The sequence below is a fragment of the Microbulbifer aggregans genome (assembly GCF_020524005.1).
In the GTDB taxonomy this organism is placed as follows: domain Bacteria; phylum Pseudomonadota; class Gammaproteobacteria; order Pseudomonadales; family Cellvibrionaceae; genus Microbulbifer; species Microbulbifer aggregans_A.
Map to the genome: position 1 here is coordinate 1 of NZ_JAIVKK010000001.1, position 22,224 is coordinate 22,224.

The following is a 22,224-nucleotide window of genomic DNA, read 5'->3' on the forward strand; positions in this document are numbered from 1 at the left end:
TATATGGTGCCGTCGAGCTTTACAGCACTGGCGGAGCTGCCGCTGACAATCAATGGCAAGCTGGATGTGAAGGCGCTGCCAGAGCCGGACTTTGGTTCGGCGGAGAGCTATGTTGCGCCACGCACGGAGCTGGAGGCGACACTGTGCCAAATCTGGCAGGAGGTGCTTGAGCTTGGGATCATCGGGGTATTCAGTGATTTTTATGAGCTCGGTGGTGATTCTATTTCTTTCATTACGCTGACGAATAAAATAAACCGGTCCTTTGGTTCGAATCTCGCGATGGATGTATTGGCGAAACACCGGACTGTCGAGGCGCAGGCGCGCTTCATGGAAGATAGAAATTCCACTGGTGATACAGTCAATCGATTTACAGTTGGTGAGACGACAAGTGCTCGAAAAGTGAAGGCTCACTATACTCAATTGGTTTACTGGCGAGGTGGTGAATGCGGCAAGTCTTACATGAATACCGGTGGTTCGATTTATATTGCTCGTGAGTTTGATGAGCGTGTATGGAAAATGACGTTGCGGGCAATGTGTCAGCGACACTTTGTTTTACGCTGTCATTTTTTGTGTGAGGCCGGCGAATTGTACCAAGAGCAGATCGATAATTTTGTTCTCCCTTACTATATTCATCGCGGTGAAGAATGCGAGAGTTATGCAGGTCGTGATTTAAACGCGTATTTTTCTGATAATAAGCTTCAAGAATTGGGGAGGCCTCCCATTGTTGTCGACGTTTTGATCAAGGACTCTGAGGGCTTCACAGTATGTTTGACGATGGATCATGTGCTGATCGATGGATTTGGATTTCAGCTGCTAGCTGATGAATTCAAGTCTTTCTACCATAGTGCATTGATGACGGGAGCTAGAGAGAGAGATGAGCAGAAAACGACCGATTACAATAATTACTGCTACTGGATCAATAACGACTATTTGGAGAGCGATCAATATCATCAGGATGTTGAGTTTTGGCGACAATATTATCGTGGGTGTAAACCGGCTCGTCTGCCGCATGATTATAGTGTGGTAGTAGGTACACCAGCGGTGCGCTCTAAATTGAAATTTATGCTGCCGAAAGAGCAGTCGCTGTATATAAAAGAGCTTTCACAAATTAGTCATAGCTCAATAGCCAATGTGCTATTTGCCATGGCATCTATTTTAGTGGGTGAGGTCACCAAGACCGATAATCCTTCACTTGGAATGGTGTTGTCTGGCCGTGGGCTATATGGCAGTGAATCGATCGTTGGTTCTTTTGCTGATTTGGTCTTTTTTAATACGGGAGTGTCATCCGGTATGCCGATTGAAAGAGTGGTGCGAAAGTTATCGGATGACCTGCATTCTGTTGCTAGTCATCAGGCACTCGACTATCGGCTGTTTATTCCGCGCGGTATCTCCTCTGGAGATACCGATGAAATAAATAAAAAAACCAGTGCTTTTGCTTTTGGTTTTGACTCTTTTGTTGGTTCCTCTGACGAAGATATGCAGCGCTATTTGCAAGGGGAAAGAATCTATCAGAGTGTTGGGGCTCAGTATCGATCAAACTTTATCTGGATTAACTGCTCTATTAGAGAGGAAAGAGTTATCGTAACTTTAGAATATGAGAGCAGTTATTACTGTGATGAAACGATAGCTGGTATTGCTGATACGCTGATATCGCTGGTAGAAAAGCATCGGTTAGCCATGATGGGTGTCGCTCTTTCTGTTTGTAATATCAATTGAAACGGACGGTAATATATTCATGCTTGGTTCAAATTTTTGGCTGTATTTGTCCGGTCGTTTTGTGCACAGGTTTTGCTTTCAGGCGCTGATATTTGGGATTAGCGTCTGGGTTATTAAGTCCGGTGATGGTGGCGCAGCGAAAGCCGCTTTCTTTTCGGCTTCCAGCTTGTTGATTGCTATTGTATTGCCGCCTCTGTGCGCACCGATTTCGGACAGATTTTGCCGAAGAAAGGTGATGCTGACTGCAGACTGGTTATCGCTCGTACCTGTTGCAGTGTTAATGGTGATATCGTTGTCAGGCAGTTTAAACTATATCTATTTATGTGGATTATTTTGGTTGCACTCGTTAGCCCGAGGGTTATTTGACTCTTCGTCAAACAGTGTTTTACCGCAATTAGTTTCCACCCAAAACATGGGTAAAGCGCAGGTCAATTTACAGGCATCGGGATCTATATTGTCTGTTATATCTGGTCTGATCGGTGCTTATTTAGCGACAATAGTCTCGCTTTGGCAGCTTTTCGCCATTTGTTTGTCAGGAATATTGGTCTCTATTCTGTCGATTTTACGGATGCAAATCACCGCGTTGCCTCCAATCCAAGATTCCGAGCTTTCGACGAAATCCAATTACAAAATTTGGTTGGAAGACCTGGTGGATGGTTGGATGTATTTACGGCGGTTGTCTGTCCTGTGGAATTTGATGTGGGTTCTGATGGTGCTCAATTTTATTGTGGCTCCATTTACATTTCTGGTGGAGGTTTATGTACTTCGTGATTTAAACCTGTCTGCGAGGGAGTTAGGGTACACGGTCTTATTTTCCGCTTTGGGAGTTTTAATCTCAACGTGTATTTATCATCGATATGAGCTGGTATTAAAGCGCTGGCGGTACATAGTATCTTTTATAGTGTGTCTAGGCCCGCTATTTATCGCTGGCGGAATTAGTAATTCATTTTCAGCCGTATTGTTCATGTGTCTAGTAAAATCAATGTTTGTTACCTTTATAAACGTGCCGTTGCATGTGCAAATTATACTGGCTGTTCACGCGAACTATCGATCCAGGGTTATGAACCTACTCGGGATGATCTCAGGGATATCTGTTCCCATGTCTTTGATCATTTATGGTTGGGCTGTTGAAATTTTGGATGTGCATATCGTGATCACTATCTTGGGATTCGTTATTTTTCTGGTCGCGCCACTCCTGTGGTTAAATTCGTATATGGCGAGATTTATGGGGATTCAGGGAGGTAAAGTTGCTAAGTGGAGCAACAGGTTGGTCGCTAAAGGGTATATTGATTGACTTTGGATGTGCTTTGATAGAGGGGGTTTTATTGTCTTAGGTTTACTTCCGTGAGCAGAGATCGCTGTATTTTTTTTCCTATGTTTAAAGGCAGGATGGTATCTTTTTTATTTGGGTATGGAAAGGGCTGCGTGCGCAGCAGGGATGAGAGGGATGTAAATATTTGCCCCGAAGCCATGCGAAATCTCTTGAATAAAATCATATCCAGTATTCGTTTTACGTCTTCCTTGCAACTGCAGAGGGAGATAGGCGAGGTAAAGGAAAAATGTGGCGGAAACTACGCAGTATCCATCGAATGTCAACCTTTCAGGTGGCCCGCAGATGTCGATAAAGATGGTTTGACGATCCTCGACTACCGGAAAGGCCGGTACAAAAGCTAAAGCAACGTAGTGTATTCGGGATCTATAGAAGGCCCCGGTAATTACCGGGGCTTTTTATTTTTACTTTCCGGTTTTTCGAAATGTAGATATTAGGGTTTTATTATTCCCTGATGTATAAGCGCACTATTTATTGGTGCCTGCACCTTGTAGAAATATGGTAGGCAAGCGGTAAAGTGTTTTTTGGAAGCTACTGACTCAGCTGATATTGTTTCCGTTAAGATCGAATATATGAATAATTGGGTAGTAATATGGAAACTGGGATGCGGGGAATAAAAACGTTGAACAGATTGGAGTTGTCACCGCTTCAGCGGTTCCAAGGGTGCCTGCTCGCAGGTGCGGTGGGTGATGCCCTCGGCGCAGCTGTGGAATTTATGAGCTGGGCGGAGATCCAGCGGGTATTTGGCCCAGAAGGCTTGAGTGACTACGCCCCGGCCTATGGGCGCATTGGGGCGATCACCGATGATACACAAATGACACTGTTTACCGCTGAAGGCTTGCTGCGTGCCTACGTCCGGGGTTCTAGCCGCGGGATCTGTAATCCGCAGGGTGTAATGGCGAATGCTTACTTACGCTGGCTGAGAACGCAATCCGAAACTGGTGAGCGGGAGCGCGCAAACATCGGGGCGGATGGCTGGTTATTGGGGCTTCCCGAATTACATAGCCGCAGAGCACCGGGAAATACCTGTCTTCAGGCATTGCACGAGTATCAGAGCGAGCGGAGTATCCGCGCGATCAACAACAGTAAAGGTTGTGGCGGTGTCATGCGTGTAGCGCCAGTGGGTATGTTCCACTGGTCTCTGCACGGAGTGAAGCGTTTGGATGAGACTTTCCAGCAGGCCGCTGACTTTGCTGAAATTACCCATGGCCACCCGAGTGGATACTTGCCCGCAGGGGTTTTGGCGGTAGTGGTGCAGTTGCTTCTGGATGGCCAATCTCTTGTTGCGGCCATTACCGCTGCGAAGGTCGAGTTGCAGAAGCACAGCTTTTATGAGGAAACCCTCTGGGCAATCGAATTTGCGGAACAACTTGCGAGAAATGAGGTTACTCCACACGAGGCCATAAGTCAGTTAGGTGAGGGTTGGGTGGCCGAGGAAGCGTTGGCAATAGCCCTCTACTGCGCACTTACGGCGACCAGTCTACAACAGGGGCTACTGATGGCCGTTAACCACAGCGGTGACTCCGATTCAACCGGCGCGATTACTGGAAACCTGATGGGTGCTCAACTTGGGATCGATTCGATTCCTCAACCTTGGTTGGATTCTCTGGAACTTGCACCGGAAATTGCCGAAGTCGCAGACGATCTCCTGCGGTTTCCCCGCTGGAAAGTAGGGGAGTATGATGTTCCTGACGAAGCCTCGGACAACGCAGTGAGGAAATATCCCGGGTGCTGAAATTCACTCTCTAGTCCGGTTTGCTCCAGTTTTCGAGTGGAGTAGGTCGGGAATACAGGGATTGTATGAACGAACACATAGCCTGGATTGACTGGACAATAATCTTCGCATACTGCTTTGGGTTGCTGGCCATGGCCTATTGGTTAGCGCGCCGCCAGGAAGATCGGGAAGATTATTACGTGGCGGGGCGGAGTGTTGGGCCCTGGCCCGTAGGCCTCTCGATCATGGCCACCCAGTGCTCCACCAACAGTATTCTTGGTGCGCCCGCGTTTGTTGCGTTTACCGCCGGCGGCGGTTTGTTGTGGTTGCAGTACGAACTGGCCGTGCCCCTGGCGATGGTGGTGCTGATCCTGTTTGTGATGCCGATGTTTCGCCACCTGCAGCTGGTATCTGTTTATGCCTACCTGGAACAGCGCTTTGACCTCGCCACCCGTTTGACCCTCAGCGGACTTTTCCTGTTTGTTCGCGCGTTTGCGACAGCAGTGACCGTCTATAGCATCGCTTTGGTGATCGACTTGATTACCGGTTTAGGGTTTACCGCTTCGGTGCTGCTGCTGGGGGCTTTTACAGTTGTTTACGATGTAATGGGTGGGATTCGAGGCGTCATTTATTCAGACGTGCTGCAGCTTCTGATTCTTGCAGCGATACTTGTGCTGGTTTTGTGTTTCCTGGTGGATGCCAGTGGCAGCTTTACCGATATGTGGCAGGCGTTCTCGGCCGAGCGCAGGAGTACGCTGGATTTCACCCACCATGGTTTTGGGGATGGCGAGACGTTCGCCTTCTGGCCGATGTTACTCGGCGGGGTGTTCCTGTACGTTTCTTACTACGGTTGCGACCAGAGCCAGGTACAGCGCCAGCTGAGTACCCGTGATATCGATGCCACCAACAACGCACTGATGATCAACGGTCTGCTGCGTTTTCCACTGGTGTTGCTCTATTGCCTGGTGGGGGTTGGGATCGCGGTGTATGCGGTTCAGCACCCCGACTTCATAGCCGCACTTCCGGATTCCGGTAATGGCCCGGAGTATAACCTTGCGGTACCGGTCTATATGATCCACGAGCTACCCACGGGTTTGGTTGGCCTCAGTCTTGTCGCCCTGTTTGCGGCGGCCATGTCTTCCCTGGACTCTGTTCTCAACTCACTTAGCGCTACCACCATGGAAGATTTCATACGACGATTCCACCACGGTACCTGGAGTGATCATAAAGAATTGATCCTCTCCCGGGTCCTTACTTCACTATGGGGTGTCGTGACGCTGCTGATGGCCTTCTACGTGGATGACATCGCACCGACGGTACTGGAAGCGATCAATAAAATCGGCTCGCTCGCCAATGGTCCCATTCTCGCAGTATTTGCCCTGGGCTTCCTGACCCGGCGGGTATTTGGCCCCCATGCGATCACCGGCCTGTTGGCGGGTATCGCGGTGAATGCTGTCTGCTGGATGTTCCTGCCGGAAGTTTCCTGGTTGTGGTGGAATGTGATTGGCTTTGTGATGACTGTGGTTGTCGCGCTGGTTATTTCTCTTCTGTGGTCCAAGAAGGCTGCTGGCAGCCAGATTTTACCGGTATCCGACGTATACGAAACGGCAATTCACCGTTATTTACAAGCTGAGGCTCGCGTCAATTGGTATACGCGCAGTTTGTGGCTGGTTGTATGGTTTGCGGCTTTGCTGGGATTACTGGTTTATATCAACGGGTAGTTTCCCGCGGCTGCGTTGGCATTTGCTACGTCGGATTCTTGATCGTGCATCGAGGCTCAGCCTGATGAGCAGGTTTGGCAAATAAAAAAAAGCCCGCAAATGCGGGCTTTTTTTATTGGTGAAGGTCAGTTGGCCTGAGCCTCCAGGGTTACGCCGGAATAGGCTCGGTAGCCGCGAATGCTGATATACCAGGTACCCGACTGCGGATTGCTGATCGTGCAGTTTTCGCTGTTGCCCGAGGTATAGGGGCGGCAGTTGTAGCTGCTGGTTGTCGGTTGTGCACCGTAGCGTACGTACATATCTGCATCGCCGGTGCCGCCTGACATCTGGACATCCAGGGAAGACATGCCGGAAGACACATCCAGGGTGAAGTGCTGCCAGGAGCTCTGGTTGCCGGAAAGGTTGGTTTCTACCCAGCCATCACCACTGCCACCGCCAGTGCCTTCGTCGTAGCTGCCCACCAGGCTCACACCTGAGAAGCTGCTATAGGCCCGGAGCATCACATAGTAAGTGCCAGCTTGTACGTTGGAGATTGTGCAGGTTTCACTGTTGCCACCAATATAGGGGCGGCAATCGTAGCTGGAAGTTGTCGGGGCTGAACCGTAGCGCACGTACAGATCGGCATCACCACTGCCACCAGAAATCTGGAAGCTCAGATTATTGGCACCGGCGGGTACTTCCAGGGTGTAGTGAATTTCTTCACCGGTACTGCCGGAAAGGCTGCTCACGGTCACCCCATTTTCCAGTTCGCCACCACCCGGATTACCGCCGCCACCTCCGCCGCAACCGGAGGTAGATACGCCGACGGTGCTGAATGCGGTTGAGACTGCATTCAGGTCGTAAGCGAGATCCTCGGCCGCGGACATCACGCCACAGGCAGCGTCGACGTAGTTGGATGTGGAGTTCCAATACATCTGGTTGGCCAGAACGAAGATATCGAACGCTTTGCGTGTATCCCAGCCACTGGTGTTGGCAATCAGGTAGAAGGCGCGGTTAAACACACCGGAGCTGTGGTGTACGTCCATCCCGGAATAGTAGTTGGATGCGTGGCCGATTGAGCTTCCGTCCAGCGTGGGATCTTGCATATAGCGCAGTGCGCCACTGGACTTGTAGATATCCGCACCTACCAGCCAGTCGTTTGTGCCGCGCATATAGAATTCGGCGGCTTCACCGGCCATATCAGAGAAGGCTTCGTTGATACCGCCTGACTGGGCTGAGTACTGTAGGCCGGAGTTCTGCTCGGTGAAGCCATGGCTGACTTCATGGGCTGAAACGTCAAGGCTCACCAGTGGGTGGAAGGTACTGCCGCCGTCCCCGAAGGTCATCTGGCTACCATCCCAGAAGGCGTTTTCGTAGTTGCTGCTGTAGTGCACACGCATACGCAGTTTTTGCGTCAGCGGTGCGGTGTTGTACCAATCGTTATACAGGCCGAAAACCACTCCGCCAAAGAAGTGCGCATCATTCAATGGCGAGTAGGCACCATTAATGGTTTTGTAGTCGTTGTATGGGCAGGTAAACGAATAGACGCTGCCACCGCTGGTGGCGTGGTTCATGTTGACGGTTTCTACGTTGGTCGTATCCATGCGGCAGCTGCTGTCTACCTGCATCGCCGGATAATCCGTCCCGTACTCGTAACGTCCCGTCTTCTGGTTGCCGCCGGGGCCGGTTGCATCCTGGTGGGCAATACCGTCCCAGTGCTCAATCACTTCACCGGTCAGTGCGTCGATAAAGTAGAAGGGGCGCGACGGTTCATCACCGTATTCCACCCAGCTCACCAGATAGGCGAGGCGCGCATTGTTCTGGCCATCCACGTGAATGAACAACTGCTGCTTCTGGTTTTTGGCGGCGAGTTTCAGTGCAGGTACCGATAGCGCACCGTTTATCTGGCCCTGTTGAGCCCGGACGTTGATTTTATGGCCCATGGCCCGCTGAATAGCATTGGAAGCGGCAATGGAGGGCTTGGTTGACGGTACATCCAGTGTCAGGCCCATCATTACATCGCCTTTTACCTGGGCCGATATTCCCTGGCCGGAACTGGTGATGGTTTGCCCCCAAACGGGAATGCCCTGGTGAGTCTGCCGGTATCGGGTAATCACTTTACCGTTTGGCAGGGTACGTGAGCGGATCTCTTCAAGTGCGATGTCGGTACCACTGGTCGCGGCCAGTGCTTGCGGAGAAAGCATATCCGGGGTCGCCGGAACGCGATCCGCCGCATGGGCACTGATCGCCAGTGCAAGGGTGCAACTGATTCCTAGAAAACGCGTCATTGCAAATTTTTCCTTATTTTTTTGGTTTGCTTTTCGAAATTCGAATTCCTGAGGGATCGCCTCTGCTGCACACACAAAAAAACAAATACGCTAGGCGCGAGTGTGTGCTGCCACTCGATTTCGAAAATATGAGAGGTATGACTGCAGAAGACGGGCCGGAGCGCAGTGGGCTCGCAAACGAGTGAAAGATTCAGGCAGGTGAGGCTGACTGTATCCAGGCTGCACTCCGCTTTCTCAAACCGGAGGTGTCCGGGGTTACCGAACGAGCTGGATAGTACCCCGTGTACTCACATTTACAACGAAGTGATGACAGTGATACTAAATGTCTGGCAATTTTTAAATTGTATTGAGTAATTTGTCTCAGAAACTCGCTGACTATCCCGCCGTCATTGGTCACATTGTACGATCGTGCCAGCGATGAATGGCGTCGTAATGTTCTTTTAGATAGTACGACCGTGTTAATTGTGCTGCGTGTTTCTCATTCTTTATTGCGCATTCAGGCCACTCTGCAAGTGTTCCGCCAGCCGCATCGCAGCCTCCGTCGGGCGGCGATTCTTGAAATGAAGCCCGATGGAAATCTCTCCCAATTTCGGCAGGCCCCGTGACGGCCGCAGTACCCGCAGTGATTCGGGCACGGTACTGCGGGAGAGGGCGGTAATGCCCAGGCCCGCTTCCAGTGCGGACTGGATGCCGTTCAGGTCGGGAATGGTGAAAACATTGCGCGAGGCAATGCCCGCGCTCTTGAGCACACTTTCCACCCGCTTGCGGTAGATACAGCCATCGGGGGCCAGTACCAATGGCAGGGGCTTGAGCAGATGGGCTGAGTGTTTGTGGCTGGCGACCCACACCAGGTCGTCACGGATAACCAGTTGCCCTTCGGCCGCATCCGGCTTTTCCTGCAGTGCCAGGATCAGGTCAAACTTGTCCCTTTGCCCTTTCGCCAGCAGATTGCGACTGAGGTCGCTGGTGACTTCCAGCGATACTTCCGGGTAACTCTGCGAGAACTGGCCGATGATCCGCGGCAGCAGTACCGAGGCGAATTCGCTGGGAATCCCCAAACGCAGCCTGCCCGTTACCGAAGCGCCACTGAACTCGAATATCAGCTCGTCATTGAGGGCCAGGATTTTTTTTGCCTGCTCGTAGACCCGCAGGCCACTCTCGGTCAGGTTCAGGGTGCGGCCGGACCGCAGCAGTAATTGCCTTCCCAACCGTTCTTCCAACTCCTTGATTTGCCGACTAATGGCGGGCTGCGTGCGCGCGAGCAGTTCACCGGCCTGGCTGAATCCACCGCTGTCGACCACGGTGACGAGGGTGCGCAGCCATTCGGTGGGGAGATTCTTGTGGGAAAGTTGCATAAGAAAATCTTATAGATGAATCAGAAGTATAAATTTAACAGATTCTGTCTGCGGGGCTAGCATCGATCATTAAACAGGAATCAGGAGCACTCCATGGACCCCGTACAGACCCACCTGAAAACCATCGACAGTGAAGTTTGCGCCGCAATCGAAGCCGAGCGCGTGCGCCAGGAAGCGCACATCGAGCTGATCGCTTCCGAGAACTACACCAGCCAGGCGGTAATGGCCGCGCAGGGCTCGGTACTTACCAACAAGTATGCCGAGGGCTATCCGGCCAAGCGGTATTACGGCGGTTGTGAGCACGTCGATGTTGTAGAGCAGCTGGCCATCGATCGCGCGCGCGAGTTGTTTGGTGCGGAGTATGCCAACGTACAGCCGCACTCCGGCTCCCAGGCCAATGCGGCGGTGTATATGGCGCTGCTGCAGCCGGGGGATACCTTCCTGGGCCTTTCCCTGGATCACGGTGGCCACCTGACCCACGGTGCCAAACCGAATTTCTCTGGTCGCCTGTATAACGCGGTGCAGTATGGCCTGAACCCGGAAACCGGGGAGGTTGACTACGAAGAAGTCGAGCGACTGGCGCTTGAGCACAAGCCGAAAATGATCGTGGCTGGATTCTCTGCGTATTCCGGGATCATGGACTGGTCCCGCTTTCGCGCAATCGCGGACAAGGTGGGTGCCTACCTGTTTGTAGATATGGCGCATGTGGCGGGCCTGGTGGCCGCCGGGCTCTATCCGAACCCGGTCCCGGTCGCCGATGTGGTTACCACCACCACCCACAAAACCCTGCGCGGTCCCCGCGGCGGCCTGATCCTGTCCCGCGATGCAGAGGGGCTCGGCAAAAAATTCAATTCGCTGATTTTCCCCGGTATCCAGGGCGGGCCGCTGATGCACGTGATTGCGGCCAAGGCGGTGGCGTTCAAGGAAGCGCTGACCCCGGAATTTGTCGCTTACCAGCAACGCGTAATCGACAATGCCAAGGCCATGGCTGCGGTATTTATCGGGCGTGGTTTCGATATCGTGTCCGGTGGTACCGAAAACCACCTGCTGCTGATTGACCTCAGCAAACGCGGCGTTACTGGCAAGGCGGCCGATGCGGCCCTGGGCGCGGCGTACATCACAGTAAACAAAAACGCGGTACCCAACGATCCGCAATCGCCGTTTGTTACCAGTGGTGTGCGTATCGGCACCCCGGCGATCACCACGCGCGGTATGGGCACGGCTGAGGCGGAGCAGCTGGCCAGCTGGATGTGCGACATCCTGGAAAATCTGGAGCAGCCTGAAGCTCTGACGGAAGTGCAGGCCCGTGTGCGTGCTGACGTAGAAGCGCTGTGTACACGCTTCCCTGTGTACCCGGCGCACGGAGCCGGCTGAGTATGTCGCTAAGTGTTTTTGACCTGTTCAAGATTGGTATCGGCCCGTCCAGCTCCCACACTGTGGGGCCGATGAAGGCGGCGGGCCAGTTCCTGCAGCTGTTACGCGAGAAAGAGTGCTTCGGCAAGGCGTCTCGGGTAACCGCGCATATGTTCGGCTCCCTCGGTGCCACCGGTGTTGGTCACGGAACCACGAAGGCGGTCATGCTGGGCTTGGAAGGCGAGCAGCCGGAGTGGGTGGAAACCAATACTGTGGATCAGCGTGTTGCCGCTATTGAGCAGTGCTGCAGCCTCAATCTCGATGGTGAACGGATCATTGCTTTCGACCCGCAGCAGGACCTGTTGCTGATCGGTGAGGAAGAGTTGCCGTTGCACGCCAACGGTATGCGCTTTACTGCCCTGGACGAGGGCGGGCGGGTTCTGGCCGAAGAAGTCTACTACTCCATCGGTGGTGGCTTTGTGGTGACGGAAACTGAAGCGCAGTCGGACAACGCGCTTGAACAGGCAATTGCGGTGCGCTACGAGTTCAACACCGCAGAAGAATTGCTGGCGATCTGCGCGCGCGAACAACTGAAGATCAGTGACGTCATGCTGGCGAATGAAGCGAGTTGGCGCAGCGAAGCGGAAACCCGCGAAGGCCTGATGAAAATCTGGCAGGTGATGCAGGACTGCGTGACCAATGGCATGCACAACGAGGGCATCCTTCCCGGAGGTCTGAATGTAAAACGCCGTGCGGCCAACCTCAACAAGCAACTGCGCAGCCGTCCTGAAGCCTGCCTGTCTGACCCGCTGTCGGCGCTGGACTGGGTCACCCTGTACGCGCTCGCAGTGAACGAAGAAAACGCGGCGGGCGGTCGCATTGTGACAGCGCCCACCAACGGTGCCGCCGGTATTATTCCGGCGGTGCTGCATTACTTTATGCGCTTTTCCAGAAACCCCACCGACGAAGACGTCGTCCGCTTTCTGCTCACTGCGGCCGCAGTGGGCATCCTGTTCAAGAAAAATGCCTCCATCAGTGGTGCCGAAGTCGGTTGCCAGGGTGAAGTGGGTTCCGCCTGTTCCATGGCAGCCGCTGGTCTGGCCGAAGTGCTGGACGGCACGCCGCTGCAGGTCGAAAACGCAGCGGAAATTGCCATGGAACACAACCTCGGTCTCACTTGTGATCCGGTCGGCGGGCTGGTGCAGGTGCCCTGTATCGAGCGCAATGCCATGGCCTCGGTAAAAGCCATCAGTGCAGCTCGCATGGCGCTCAGGGGTGATGGCGAACACTTTATCTCGCTCGACAAGGTGATTCGCACCATGCGCGACACCGGTCGCGACATGCAGGACAAATACAAAGAAACCGCGCGCGGCGGCCTGGCCGTAAATGCCATCGATCTGCCGGTCAGCATTGTCGAATGTTAAGGCACACATGTTTAGGAATACCTTTTTAGGAATAAAGCCATGAGTAACGAAGCCCGTAAAACACCGCTGTACGACCTGCATGTGGAGCTCGGTGGAAAGATGGTGCCGTTTGCCGGCTACGCCATGCCGATACAGTACCGCGCCGGCATCGTGCAGGAGCACTTGCACACCCGTGAAGCGGTCGGTGTCTTTGACGTTTCCCATATGGGACAGCTGGTAGTGAGCGGCAGTGATGCGGCGACTGCGCTGGAAAAGCTGTTGCCCATCGATGTGCAGGCGCTGGAAATCAATCAGCAATGCTACGCGGTAATGACCTCGGAAACGGGCGGCATTCTCGATGACCTGATCATCACCCGCTGGGCGGAGAATGAATTTTTCCTGGTCGTTAATGCGGCCACCGCCGCAGCTGACATCGCGCACCTGCAACAGCATTTACGCGGCTGTGATATCCGCGTGCTGGGCCAGCAGGCACTGCTGGCGGTTCAGGGGCCGAAGGCCGGTGAACTGATCGGAGAATTGGCACCAGCCACCCGGGCGCTCACTTTCATGCACGGTACGCGCGTTGAGTTGTTTGGTACGGACTGCTATGTGACGCGTTCCGGTTATACCGGTGAAGACGGCTTCGAAATTTCCGTAGCTGCCAGTGCGGTGGAGTCGGTTGCGCGCAAGCTGCTGGAAGATGGCCGCGTACAGATGATCGGTCTGGGCGCTCGCGACACCCTGCGTCTCGAAGCCGGGTTGTGCCTGTATGGCAATGACATGGATAGCAGCACGACGCCTGTGGAGGCGAGCCTGTTGTGGAGTATTGCCAAACCCCGCCGCGCCGACGGTGCCAAGGCGGGTGGATTTCTCGGCGCGGACGTAGTGCTGGGGCAGATCGCCGAAGGCGTTGCGCGCAAGCGCGTGGGTTTCTCGGTTGAAGGCAAGATCCCGGTGCGCGCCGGCGCTGACGTTATCGATGAGGCGGGCGATGTGGTGGGCAAATTCACCAGTGGTGGCTACGGCCCCACGCTCGGTGCCGCCATCGGCATGGGCTATGTAGACCGCGGCTACGAGAAAATCGGCACCGGCTTGCAGGCCCTGGTACGTGGCAAAGCGATACCCATTGTTGTGGCCAGGACACCCTTTGTACCCCAGCGCTACTACCGCGGCTGAGCCGCTCCAGAATCACACATTGAATTTCAGGGAACAAGAATATGAGCAACGTGAAATATAGCGAAAGCCACGAGTGGTTCTCCGTTAACGGTGACGAGGTCACTGTGGGTATTACCGAATTTGCCCAGTCGCAATTGGGTGATGTGGTTTTTGTGGAGTTGCCGGAAGCCGGTACCGAGCTGTCGGCCGGTGATGAGGTTGCGGTGATTGAGTCGGTAAAAGCAGCGGGGGATATTTCCCTGCCGTTCGCTGCCACCGTCATCGCGATTAACGCTGCACTGCCAGATGAGCCGGAGCTGGTGAATAGCGACCCGATGGGGGCGGGCTGGTTTATGCGTGTGCGCCCTGAAAACCCGGCGGATCTGGACAATCTGCTGAGCGCAGATGCCTATGCCGCGCTGGTCGACAGCGAGTAATTTCACGATTAACTGCCAAGGGCGAAGGAGAGCAACCATGCTGCAAACAAAGCAAACCCTGCGCGACCTCGAGTGCCGCGACGAATTTACCCATCGCCATATCGGCCCTTCGAACGACGACCTCGCCAGGATGCTGAACGCTCTTGGGCATACCAGTATTGATACTTTTATCAGTGAGGTAGTACCGGGTGGTATCCGTATGCCAGCGGCGCTTGCGCTGCCTGAGGGCGTCCCGGAGCACGAGGCGCTGGCCGAGCTGCGCGCACTGGCGAGCGACAACAAGCCATTTCGCTCTTTTATCGGCCAGGGATACTACGGCACCCGTACACCCAATGTGGTGCTGCGGAATATCCTGGAAAACCCAGCCTGGTATACCGCTTACACCCCGTATCAGCCGGAAATCTCCCAGGGCCGCCTCGAAGCTTTGTTTAACTTCCAGACCATGGTCAGCGACCTCACCGGCATGGACCTGGCGAACGCCTCCATGCTGGACGAGGCCACGGCGGCGGCTGAGGCGATGACACTGTGCCAGCGTATGTCGAAGTCCCGGGCACAGGCGTTTTTCGTGGATCGCGATTGTTTGCCGCAAACCATCGAGGTGCTGCGGACGCGCGCAGAGCCACTGGGCATAGAAGTGATTGTGGGTGATGCCGCATCGGATCTGGATGCGAGCCAGGTATTTGGTGTGCTGCTGCAATACCCGGGTGCCAGTGGTGCCGTACGGGATTACCGGGAGGTAATCGAAGCGGTGCACGCGCAGCGCGGTCTGGTGGTTATGGCCGCAGATATTTTGAGTTTGGTGATGCTGACTTCCCCGGGAGAACTGGGGGCGGATGTTGCCGTCGGTTCCACCCAGCGCTTCGGTGTGCCCATGGGGTTTGGTGGCCCGCATGCGGCCTATATGGCAACCCGGGAATCCTACAAGCGCTCCCTGCCGGGTCGCCTTGCGGGCCAGTCGATCGATGCCAATGGCAAACCGGCTTACCGCTTGGCGCTGCAAACACGGGAGCAGCATATCCGCCGCGAAAAGGCGACGTCCAATATCTGTACCGCGCAGGTTTTGCTGGCGGTAATGGCTTCCATGTATGCGGTGTACCACGGTCCCCAGGGGCTGCGAACCATCGCAACCCGGGTACATTACCTGACCAGCGTACTCGCGCTTGGATTACAGGAATTCGGTGTAGAAATCGAAAACGATTCCTGGTTCGATACGATCACGGTACGTACCAAGGTTCCAGCTGAAAATATTCACGCTGTAGCGAACGCGAAGAACCTGAACCTGCGTGTCATCGATGCCGAGCGCGTGGGTATCTCACTGGACGAAACCGCGACGCGTGCCGATGTGGAAGCACTCTGGTCCCTGTTTGATGCCGGCAACGCATTGCGTTTCGAATCCATTGAAGCGCATGAAGCACCGGTGCTGCCCGGTAACCTGCTGCGCTCGGGCCCATTGCTCGGCCACGAGGTATTCAACCGCTACCATTCCGAAACCGAAATGCTGCGCTATCTGCGTACGCTGGCGGATCGTGATATTGCCCTGGATCGCTCGATGATCCCCCTGGGCTCCTGCACCATGAAGCTAAACGCGACCGCCGAAATGGTGCCGGTGACCTGGCCCGAGTTTGCCAACGTGCACCCACTGGCGCCGGCAGGGCAGGTGGCTGGCTATAGTGCGTTGATCGATAGCCTTGAATCCATGCTGTGCGAAATCACCGGCTACGACGCAATTTCCCTGCAACCAAACGCCGGTTCCCAGGGCGAGTACGCGGGGCTGCTGGCCATCCTCGCCTACCACGCCAGCCGTGGTGAAGCCGGGCGCGATATCTGCCTGATCCCCAGCTCTGCCCACGGAACCAACCCGGCCTCGGCACAGATGTGCGGCATGAAGGTGGTCGTGGTGAAGTGTGATGACAACGGCAATGTCAGCCTCGAAGACCTGCGCGCGAAAGCGGGCGAGCATGCCGACAGGCTGGCCGCTATTATGGTGACTTACCCCTCTACCCATGGTGTGTTCGAGGAAGGCATCCGGGAGATCGCCGAGATCGTGCACAACCACGGAGGCCAGGTGTATATCGATGGGGCAAACCTGAATGCCATGGTGGGTTTATGCCAGCCGGGTAAATTTGGGGGTGACGTTTCACACCTGAACCTCCACAAGACCTTCTGCATTCCCCACGGCGGTGGTGGCCCCGGTGTCGGTCCGGTAGCGGTTGGTGCACACCTGGCGGAATTCCTGCCCGGTGCTGTTTCGGCAAGCAGTGCTGGCATGGCACAGGCCGGTCGCAACGGAGCACCGGTATCCGCGGCGACCGCTGGCAGCGCGAGTATCCTGCCCATTACCTGGATGTATATCCGCATGATGGGGCGCGACGGTTTGCGCAAGGCGACGGAACTCGCCATCGTGAACGCGAACTATATTGCCGCGCGCTTGCAGGACAGCTACCCGATCCTCTACCGCGGAACCAATGGCCGCGTGGCCCACGAATGCATTGTTGACTTGCGACCGCTGAAAGAGTCCAGTGGTATCTCCGTCGACGATGTGGCCAAGCGCCTGATCGACTACGGATTCCATGCGCCCACCATGTCCTTCCCAGTGGCCGGTACCTTGATGATCGAGCCTACGGAAAGTGAATCTCTCGAAGAACTGGATCGCTTCTGCGACGCGATGATCCAGATTCGGGAAGAGGTTGCGAGAGTGGAACGGGGCGAGTGGCCGCTGGAAGATAACCCGCTGGTGAATGCACCGCATACTGCAGAGGTGTTGGCCGCGGCCGATTGGGCTCATCCGTACAGTCGCGCCGAAGCCGTGTTCCCACTCGAGAGCCTGCGGCAACGGAAATACTGGCCGCCGGTGGGCCGGGTCGACAATGTGTATGGAGACAAAAACCTGGTTTGCTCCTGCCCATCCATTGCGGAATATATGGACGAGTAAATACGGGTCATCGACTGGTTTGTCGTGGACTTGATGCCATTGATGGGACTGGACACTGTGTTAATTCGCCTGGCGAACTAACGCAGTGTCACCAGTCCGATAGAAACGAAATTAAACGCCTACAATCCGGGACCGAAAATTGCGGCCTTTGATTTTGCCATTGCCCAATTTGTTCAGGGCTTTCTTTGCCACAGGGCGCTCTACGGCCACAAAGGTTGAGAAGTCGAATACCTGGATCTTGCCGATCTGCTTGCCGTCGATACCGCCTTCACCGGTCAATGCGCCGACCACGTCGCCGGCACGCACTTTCTGCTTTTTGCCACCGTCGATCTGCAGGGTCGACATCGTGGGACGGGGCGGGGCAAACCCCTTGGGTGGCTCCGGGAGTTCCTGCAGCGTGATTGGCTGTTGCAGCATTTCTTCCAGTCGTTCCACCTTGTAGATTTCCTTCTTGCTCACCAGAGTCAGCGCGAGACCTTTCTGGCCTGCGCGGCCGGTACGGCCGACCCGGTGGGTGTGGACTTCGGGGTCCCGGGAGAGGTGGTAATTCACCACCATAGGCAGTTCTTCAATATCCAGCCCGCGCGCGGCAACATCCGTGGCTACCAGAATCGAGGCGCTGCCATTGGCGAACAGGGCCAGGGTGCGGTCGCGGTCTTTCTGTTCCATATCACCGTGGAGGGCGAGGGCTGCGAAGCCGGCACTTTTCAGGGACTGGGCAGCCTCGTCGGTTTCTTTCTTGGTGTTACAGAAGACTACCGCAGAGGAGGGGGTGTAGTTGGCCAGCAACTGGTACAGCGCGGTCGGTCGCTGCTCGTTGTTTTCCACCCGGTAGTATTTCTGCTCGATCGTGCTCTCGGTATGGGCTGTGGTCACTTCGACTTTGATCGGGTCGCGCAGGACACGGGTGGCCAGGGCATCAATGGTTTTCGGGTAGGTGGCGGAGAACAGCAGGGTCTGCCGCTCCTGTGGCAGCTCGGCCAGAATCTGGTCCAGTACCGCCTGGAAGCCCATATCCAGCATCCGGTCTGCTTCGTCGAGCACCAGGGTATGCACTTCACTCAGGTCGAGGTTGCCCTTGCGCAGGTGGTCCTCGATACGGCCGGGCGTACCCACGACGATATGGGCACCGTGCTTGAGGGAGCCGATCTGCGGTCCGAACGGCATGCCGCCGCACAGGGTCAGGATCTTGATATTGTGAATGGCGCGTGCCAGCTTGCGCAGTTCTCGCGCGACCTGGTCGGCCAGTTCACGGGTGGGGCACAGTACCAGCGACTGTACCCGGAACCGTTCCACCTTGAGTTTGTGCAGTACCCCGAGCCCGAAGGCGACGGTTTTGCCCGAACCGGTCTTGGCCTGCCCGATCACGTCCTTGCCGCTCACAATCGCCGGCAGCGCCGCGGCCTGAATCTCTGTCAGTTGCTTGTAGCCCAGATCCTTCAGGTTCTGGAGGAGAGGCTGTTGCAGGGGCAGGGACTGGAAATCTCGTGGGGGCGCGTTGTCGGACATGATTACAGCGAGGCTCAGGTTGGAGGAAAACGGGGCATTGTAGGTAAGTGGAAGCCAATTTCCCACTGAAAGAAGAGGTGGGTAGGCGCTGGCAATTGGGGTCGCCCGGCGTGCTGGCGGTCTGCGCCGCCCGTGGCGTACTTTGGTCGTACCTTGACCGGTTGTACTTTGACAGGGGGGCGCATACTATCTCGAGAGATGTGGCTGTATAAAAATGAATAAAACGCCAATCACCTCCCTGCTGATTGGCATGCGACAGAGACGACAAGAGGACCTTGCGTGCCACGTACTGCATTGATGCTTGCCCTGATTCTGCTTGCCAGCGGAGACGCTGCGGCCCAGTCCAATATTGACGAGACGCAAAGCGTTACCGTCACCCTCAACGACAAGTCCACACTGGTGTTGGAAGACGACGGTACCAAGAACGGCCAGCGGCTGTATGTGCTGGGCGAGGAACTGCGCGCGCTGGACAAGGAAATCGAACGCTTGAAAGCGCAGGCCAACGCGGCACGTGGCGTATCGGAACAGGATCCCGCAACCCCAAAAAGCGGCCTTCCCAAATCGGCTGCCCCAGTGGACAACACCGAAATTATGAGCAGCCTGCTTGCGGTGATGGAGCAGAACAGGGCCGACGCGGCGGAGGAGTTACAGGAAGCCTGGAAGCTGTCCAGCAGCCGCTCATGGGGCTCTCCGGCCGAACACCTGGAATCGGCGCAGGAGAATATCCAGTCAGTGCGGGGTGTGCTCGACAAGTCGATGCCGACAAGCCTGTATTGCCGCACTGAAATCAAGTCTGCCAGTGAGCCCAGTCATATCCACTATATGCCCGAGGGGGTGTTCCGCAGTGGCGGGGAAGACTGGATGAGTTATACCCCGGGGGCCAAGATCAAAATCGGCAATTACCGCTTCCGCGTTTCTGGCGAAGGTGCGGTGTTCAATCAGAAGGTCACCATTCTCCAGGACCCGTTTGTCCACGTTATCCAACCTCTATAGCAACTACCCGGAGCAGGACGCACCATGAGTATCAAGTCCACCTTGGAAAATGTCGGCGGGATCTGGGCGGCGGTTGTTGCGGCGGTGGTCGCGGGCCCTTTGGGTGTTTGGGCTGGCGAGCTGGACCCGCCCGACCCGGCCGGGTTGGCGGTAAAGATAGCAATTCCTTTTTGCTGTATCTGCCTGGTGCTGGTGTGGCTCTGGGGCCGTACGATCAGTCAGAAGATGCGGCGCATCCTGGCCAGTATTACCTTGGTCATGGGTATCCCGGCGCTGGCGTTTTACCTGCTGACGTATTTTTCAGTGGTGGTGACTCAACCGATTCCCACGGAAGACGGCATGCGGACAGTACGCCTGACCATAGGCAGTGAATATCGCGCGCGGATTGATTCCGATGATCGCGCTCCTTCCGAATTGTTGCTCGACTATGCGTTTGATCCATCCAAAATCTGGACACGAGAGTCCATCCGCAGTAACCAGGTCGCACTGAACGCACTGTTTATCCTGAGTTTCTCGCTGCTATCCGCCGGCTTTGCCTTTATTTCCATCCGGCCTGAAAAAGGTGCCGAAGAGCCTGTTGCAGAACTGGCCACCTGAGTACGCCCAAAAACTGACACAGGAAGTCGAACTATGGCAACCATAAATCAACTGCGGCGGATGCTGTTGGGTATCGCGGTACTGGCGCTCACCTCACATGCTTCGGCCCAGAACGGCCCGGAAATCCATACGTTTGCCGGTCTGGAAATGGGCTATGGCACTTTCTCGTTTGAGCAGAAGCTGGACCAGACGGTAGTCTTCCCGGTTGCCAACTTGACTGGCGGTATTGCCTATCAGCGTTTCAATGCGGCGTTGAACCTGTCGGGTTCCGTGCAGGGCGCGGAGGTGTCGGAAGAGGATTTTATTGGTACCGCTGACCGCAGGGATTTTGACCTGACGTTTGGTTACCAGGCCAATGACTACCTGAGTGCCTTCGTGGGCTACAAATCTGGCAAGACGGACCTGGATCGCCTGAGCCGGGAAGAGAGCCCGGTGGCCAGCAATGAGTATTACAAACAGGCGGGGCCGTTTGCCGGTATCAATATTGGCCGCAGCTTTGAAAATGCCGGCAAGCTGGATTTTTCCATTGCCTATGCATTGCTCGATGCCGATAACCTGTTTGTGTCGGATGGCGACGGTGTTGAAGCGGGAGAGACCCGGGAGTTTGACGATATCGACGATAAAAATTCGGGCAACTCCGCCGGCTATTCCATCAGCCTGGGCTGGACCATTCCCATCTCCGGCAACCTGCTGTTTCGCAGTAAGCTCAAGCAAAACAGTTATGAGCAGGATATCCGTTTTGATGGACAGGATTTCAATGGTATCCGTGAGAAATCCAATATGCTCATCGTGGGCATCATTGGTGTTTTCTAGAACCCAATTACTTGGCCCACTGTCCTAAAAGCCCACAACGTTGGGGATTTTTTTGTTCTTGGGCGGGGCAAAATAGAAGGTCTCCAGCAGCGAAGAATGCTCCCACGGTGTCTGCCGGTTATTGGTCGCCTGAAGTACATCCTTGCGTACCTTCTTGAACAGTTCCTCTGCGGTTTCTGAGCGGGTGAAATGCTTCAGCAACGCCCGTGTATAGGTGCCGTTCCGTCCGCGCCCATCTTCTGCCACATTCCCCGGTTCTGTCGCATAGGCAATCAGCGTGCTGGGCGGTGGCTCCACCAGGGCCAGACCGGCCTGAATCTCCCGAAGCTGGGCCGTCACCGTCGCGGTTTTGCGGAAGGGGTTATTGCGGCAGGCGTCGAGGATGATGATGTTCTGGTTGCTCAGTGACTGTTCCAGTTCTGCAATCAGGTCGTTAATGGAGTAGGCGCTGTCGATGAGTTCTTTAGGGCTCTGGATCGGCGCGTCGACCGGGATCAGGTAGTTGGTGTTCTGCAGTTGAATACCGTGGCCAGCGTAATAGAAGACACTCACTGCGTTGTCTTCGGCAATGGAACGGTAAAACCGGGCCACCGTATCGCGGAACTGCTGTGGGTTCAGGTCGGTTGCGAGCGTGGTCTTGTAGCGCAGCTTGCGCAGGTTCTTCGCCACATCCCTGGCATCATTTACCGGATTCTTCAGTGGAGAAAAATCGTAATTACTGTTCCCGATAACCAGCGCATAGCGGGGCAGGGATTCATCGTAGGCATAGCCTGCGGGCTGGAAGAGTAGGGCGATGATTGCTAACGCGACCCGAAGCTGGCATGGCAAGTGACAACTGCCTAATCGCTTTTTCAACATCAGCCCATCCTCTTGTTGTTTTATTGTTGTGAATGATCCAGCCGGATTTCCAGCCATCGATTGATCCCGTG

16 protein-coding genes are annotated in these 22,224 nt (G+C 55.2%); 12 read left to right on the forward strand and 4 right to left on the reverse strand.

Annotated features, from left to right (window positions below; all coding sequences use genetic code 11):
- The 4 genes from LC093_RS00005 to LC093_RS00020 form a co-directional block, all read left to right on the forward strand.
- The coding region (locus LC093_RS00005; RefSeq protein WP_226660724.1) for a condensation domain-containing protein at window positions 1-1,716 on the forward strand (1,716 nt) is incomplete at its 5' end.
- A 19-nt stretch (window positions 1,717-1,735) separates the two neighbouring features.
- Entirely contained in the window at window positions 1,736-3,010 is a 1,275-nt protein-coding gene (locus LC093_RS00010; RefSeq protein WP_226660725.1) for an MFS transporter, read from the forward strand.
- Window positions 3,011-3,668: 658 nt separating this feature from the next.
- The gene (locus LC093_RS00015) at window positions 3,669-4,781 is read left to right on the forward strand and encodes an ADP-ribosylglycohydrolase family protein (protein ID WP_226660726.1); all 1,113 of its coding nucleotides are present in this window, start codon (window positions 3,669-3,671) and stop codon (window positions 4,779-4,781) included.
- 65 nt (window positions 4,782-4,846) lie between these two features.
- Entirely contained in the window at window positions 4,847-6,481 is a 1,635-nt protein-coding gene (locus LC093_RS00020) for a sodium:solute symporter (protein ID WP_226660727.1), read from the forward strand.
- 125 nt (window positions 6,482-6,606) lie between these two features.
- On the opposite strand, the gene LC093_RS00025 is transcribed toward LC093_RS00020, so the two are convergent.
- Together LC093_RS00025 and LC093_RS00030 are read right to left on the reverse strand one after the other, a co-directional pair.
- Entirely contained in the window at window positions 6,607-8,748 is a 2,142-nt protein-coding gene (locus tag LC093_RS00025; RefSeq protein ID WP_226660728.1) for a M4 family metallopeptidase, read from the reverse strand.
- Between the two features lie 485 nt (window positions 8,749-9,233).
- Window positions 9,234-10,103 (reverse strand): LysR family transcriptional regulator, encoded by an 870-nt coding sequence (locus tag LC093_RS00030; protein WP_226660729.1) that lies wholly within the window; start codon window positions 10,101-10,103, stop codon window positions 9,234-9,236.
- Window positions 10,104-10,196: 93 nt separating this feature from the next.
- Between LC093_RS00030 and glyA the strand changes: the two genes are divergently transcribed.
- The 5 genes from glyA to gcvP are packed head-to-tail and all read left to right on the forward strand — an operon-like array spanning window position 10,197 to window position 17,383.
- On the forward strand, window positions 10,197-11,477 hold the full coding sequence (glyA, locus tag LC093_RS00035; RefSeq protein ID WP_226660730.1) for a serine hydroxymethyltransferase: 1,281 nt from the start codon (window positions 10,197-10,199) through the stop codon (window positions 11,475-11,477).
- 2 nt (window positions 11,478-11,479) lie between these two features.
- Window positions 11,480-12,880 (forward strand): L-serine ammonia-lyase, encoded by a 1,401-nt coding sequence (locus tag LC093_RS00040; protein WP_226660731.1) that lies wholly within the window; start codon window positions 11,480-11,482, stop codon window positions 12,878-12,880.
- A 39-nt stretch (window positions 12,881-12,919) separates the two neighbouring features.
- Window positions 12,920-14,035, forward strand: a complete 1,116-nt coding sequence (gene gcvT / locus LC093_RS00045; RefSeq protein ID WP_226660732.1) for a glycine cleavage system aminomethyltransferase GcvT — start codon at window positions 12,920-12,922, stop codon at window positions 14,033-14,035.
- A gap of 41 nt (window positions 14,036-14,076) precedes the next feature.
- A complete protein-coding gene (gene gcvH, locus LC093_RS00050; protein WP_226660733.1) occupies window positions 14,077-14,451 on the forward strand; it encodes a glycine cleavage system protein GcvH in 375 nt (124 codons plus the stop codon).
- A gap of 37 nt (window positions 14,452-14,488) precedes the next feature.
- A complete protein-coding gene (gene gcvP, locus LC093_RS00055) occupies window positions 14,489-17,383 on the forward strand; it encodes an aminomethyl-transferring glycine dehydrogenase (RefSeq protein WP_226660734.1) in 2,895 nt (964 codons plus the stop codon).
- Window positions 17,384-17,494: 111 nt separating this feature from the next.
- Here gcvP and dbpA read toward each other — a convergent pair whose 3' ends face one another.
- On the reverse strand, window positions 17,495-18,892 hold the full coding sequence (gene dbpA / locus LC093_RS00060) for an ATP-dependent RNA helicase DbpA (RefSeq protein WP_226660736.1): 1,398 nt from the start codon (window positions 18,890-18,892) through the stop codon (window positions 17,495-17,497).
- 279 nt (window positions 18,893-19,171) lie between these two features.
- Between dbpA and LC093_RS00065 the strand changes: the two genes are divergently transcribed.
- From LC093_RS00065 to LC093_RS00075, 3 genes are read left to right on the forward strand one after another with little or no spacing between them, the layout of a single operon-like run.
- Window positions 19,172-19,885: a hypothetical protein gene (locus LC093_RS00065; RefSeq protein WP_226660738.1), complete on the forward strand. Its 714-nt coding sequence runs from the start codon at window positions 19,172-19,174 to the stop codon at window positions 19,883-19,885.
- 24 nt (window positions 19,886-19,909) lie between these two features.
- Window positions 19,910-20,482: a hypothetical protein gene (locus tag LC093_RS00070; protein WP_226660739.1), complete on the forward strand. Its 573-nt coding sequence runs from the start codon at window positions 19,910-19,912 to the stop codon at window positions 20,480-20,482.
- A 33-nt stretch (window positions 20,483-20,515) separates the two neighbouring features.
- Window positions 20,516-21,295, forward strand: a complete 780-nt coding sequence (locus LC093_RS00075) for a hypothetical protein (RefSeq protein WP_226660741.1) — start codon at window positions 20,516-20,518, stop codon at window positions 21,293-21,295.
- Window positions 21,296-21,319: 24 nt separating this feature from the next.
- Here the strand turns inward: LC093_RS00075 and LC093_RS00080 are convergent, their stop codons facing one another.
- The gene (locus LC093_RS00080; RefSeq protein WP_226660742.1) at window positions 21,320-22,153 is read right to left on the reverse strand and encodes a caspase family protein; all 834 of its coding nucleotides are present in this window, start codon (window positions 22,151-22,153) and stop codon (window positions 21,320-21,322) included.
- Window positions 22,154-22,224: the final 71 nt, after the last annotated feature.

Bases quoted from the DNA above. Each gene is read 5' to 3' on its own strand.
- LC093_RS00075 (WP_226660741.1), top strand. From the start codon at position 20,516: ATGGCAACCATAAATCAACTGCGGCGGATGCTGTTGGGTATCGCGGTA.
- LC093_RS00040 (WP_226660731.1), top strand. From the start codon at position 11,480: ATGTCGCTAAGTGTTTTTGACCTGTTCAAGATTGGTATCGGCCCGTCC.
- LC093_RS00070 (WP_226660739.1), top strand. From the start codon at position 19,910: ATGAGTATCAAGTCCACCTTGGAAAATGTCGGCGGGATCTGGGCGGCG.
- glyA (WP_226660730.1), top strand. From the start codon at position 10,197: ATGGACCCCGTACAGACCCACCTGAAAACCATCGACAGTGAAGTTTGC.
- LC093_RS00030 (WP_226660729.1), bottom strand. From the start codon at position 10,103: ATGCAACTTTCCCACAAGAATCTCCCCACCGAATGGCTGCGCACCCTC.
- LC093_RS00080 (WP_226660742.1), bottom strand. From the start codon at position 22,153: ATGTTGAAAAAGCGATTAGGCAGTTGTCACTTGCCATGCCAGCTTCGG.
- gcvT (WP_226660732.1), top strand. From the start codon at position 12,920: ATGAGTAACGAAGCCCGTAAAACACCGCTGTACGACCTGCATGTGGAG.
- LC093_RS00010 (WP_226660725.1), top strand. From the start codon at position 1,736: ATGCTTGGTTCAAATTTTTGGCTGTATTTGTCCGGTCGTTTTGTGCAC.
- LC093_RS00025 (WP_226660728.1), bottom strand. From the start codon at position 8,748: ATGACGCGTTTTCTAGGAATCAGTTGCACCCTTGCACTGGCGATCAGT.
- LC093_RS00020 (WP_226660727.1), top strand. From the start codon at position 4,847: ATGAACGAACACATAGCCTGGATTGACTGGACAATAATCTTCGCATAC.
- dbpA (WP_226660736.1), bottom strand. From the start codon at position 18,892: ATGTCCGACAACGCGCCCCCACGAGATTTCCAGTCCCTGCCCCTGCAA.
- gcvH (WP_226660733.1), top strand. From the start codon at position 14,077: ATGAGCAACGTGAAATATAGCGAAAGCCACGAGTGGTTCTCCGTTAAC.
- gcvP (WP_226660734.1), top strand. From the start codon at position 14,489: ATGCTGCAAACAAAGCAAACCCTGCGCGACCTCGAGTGCCGCGACGAA.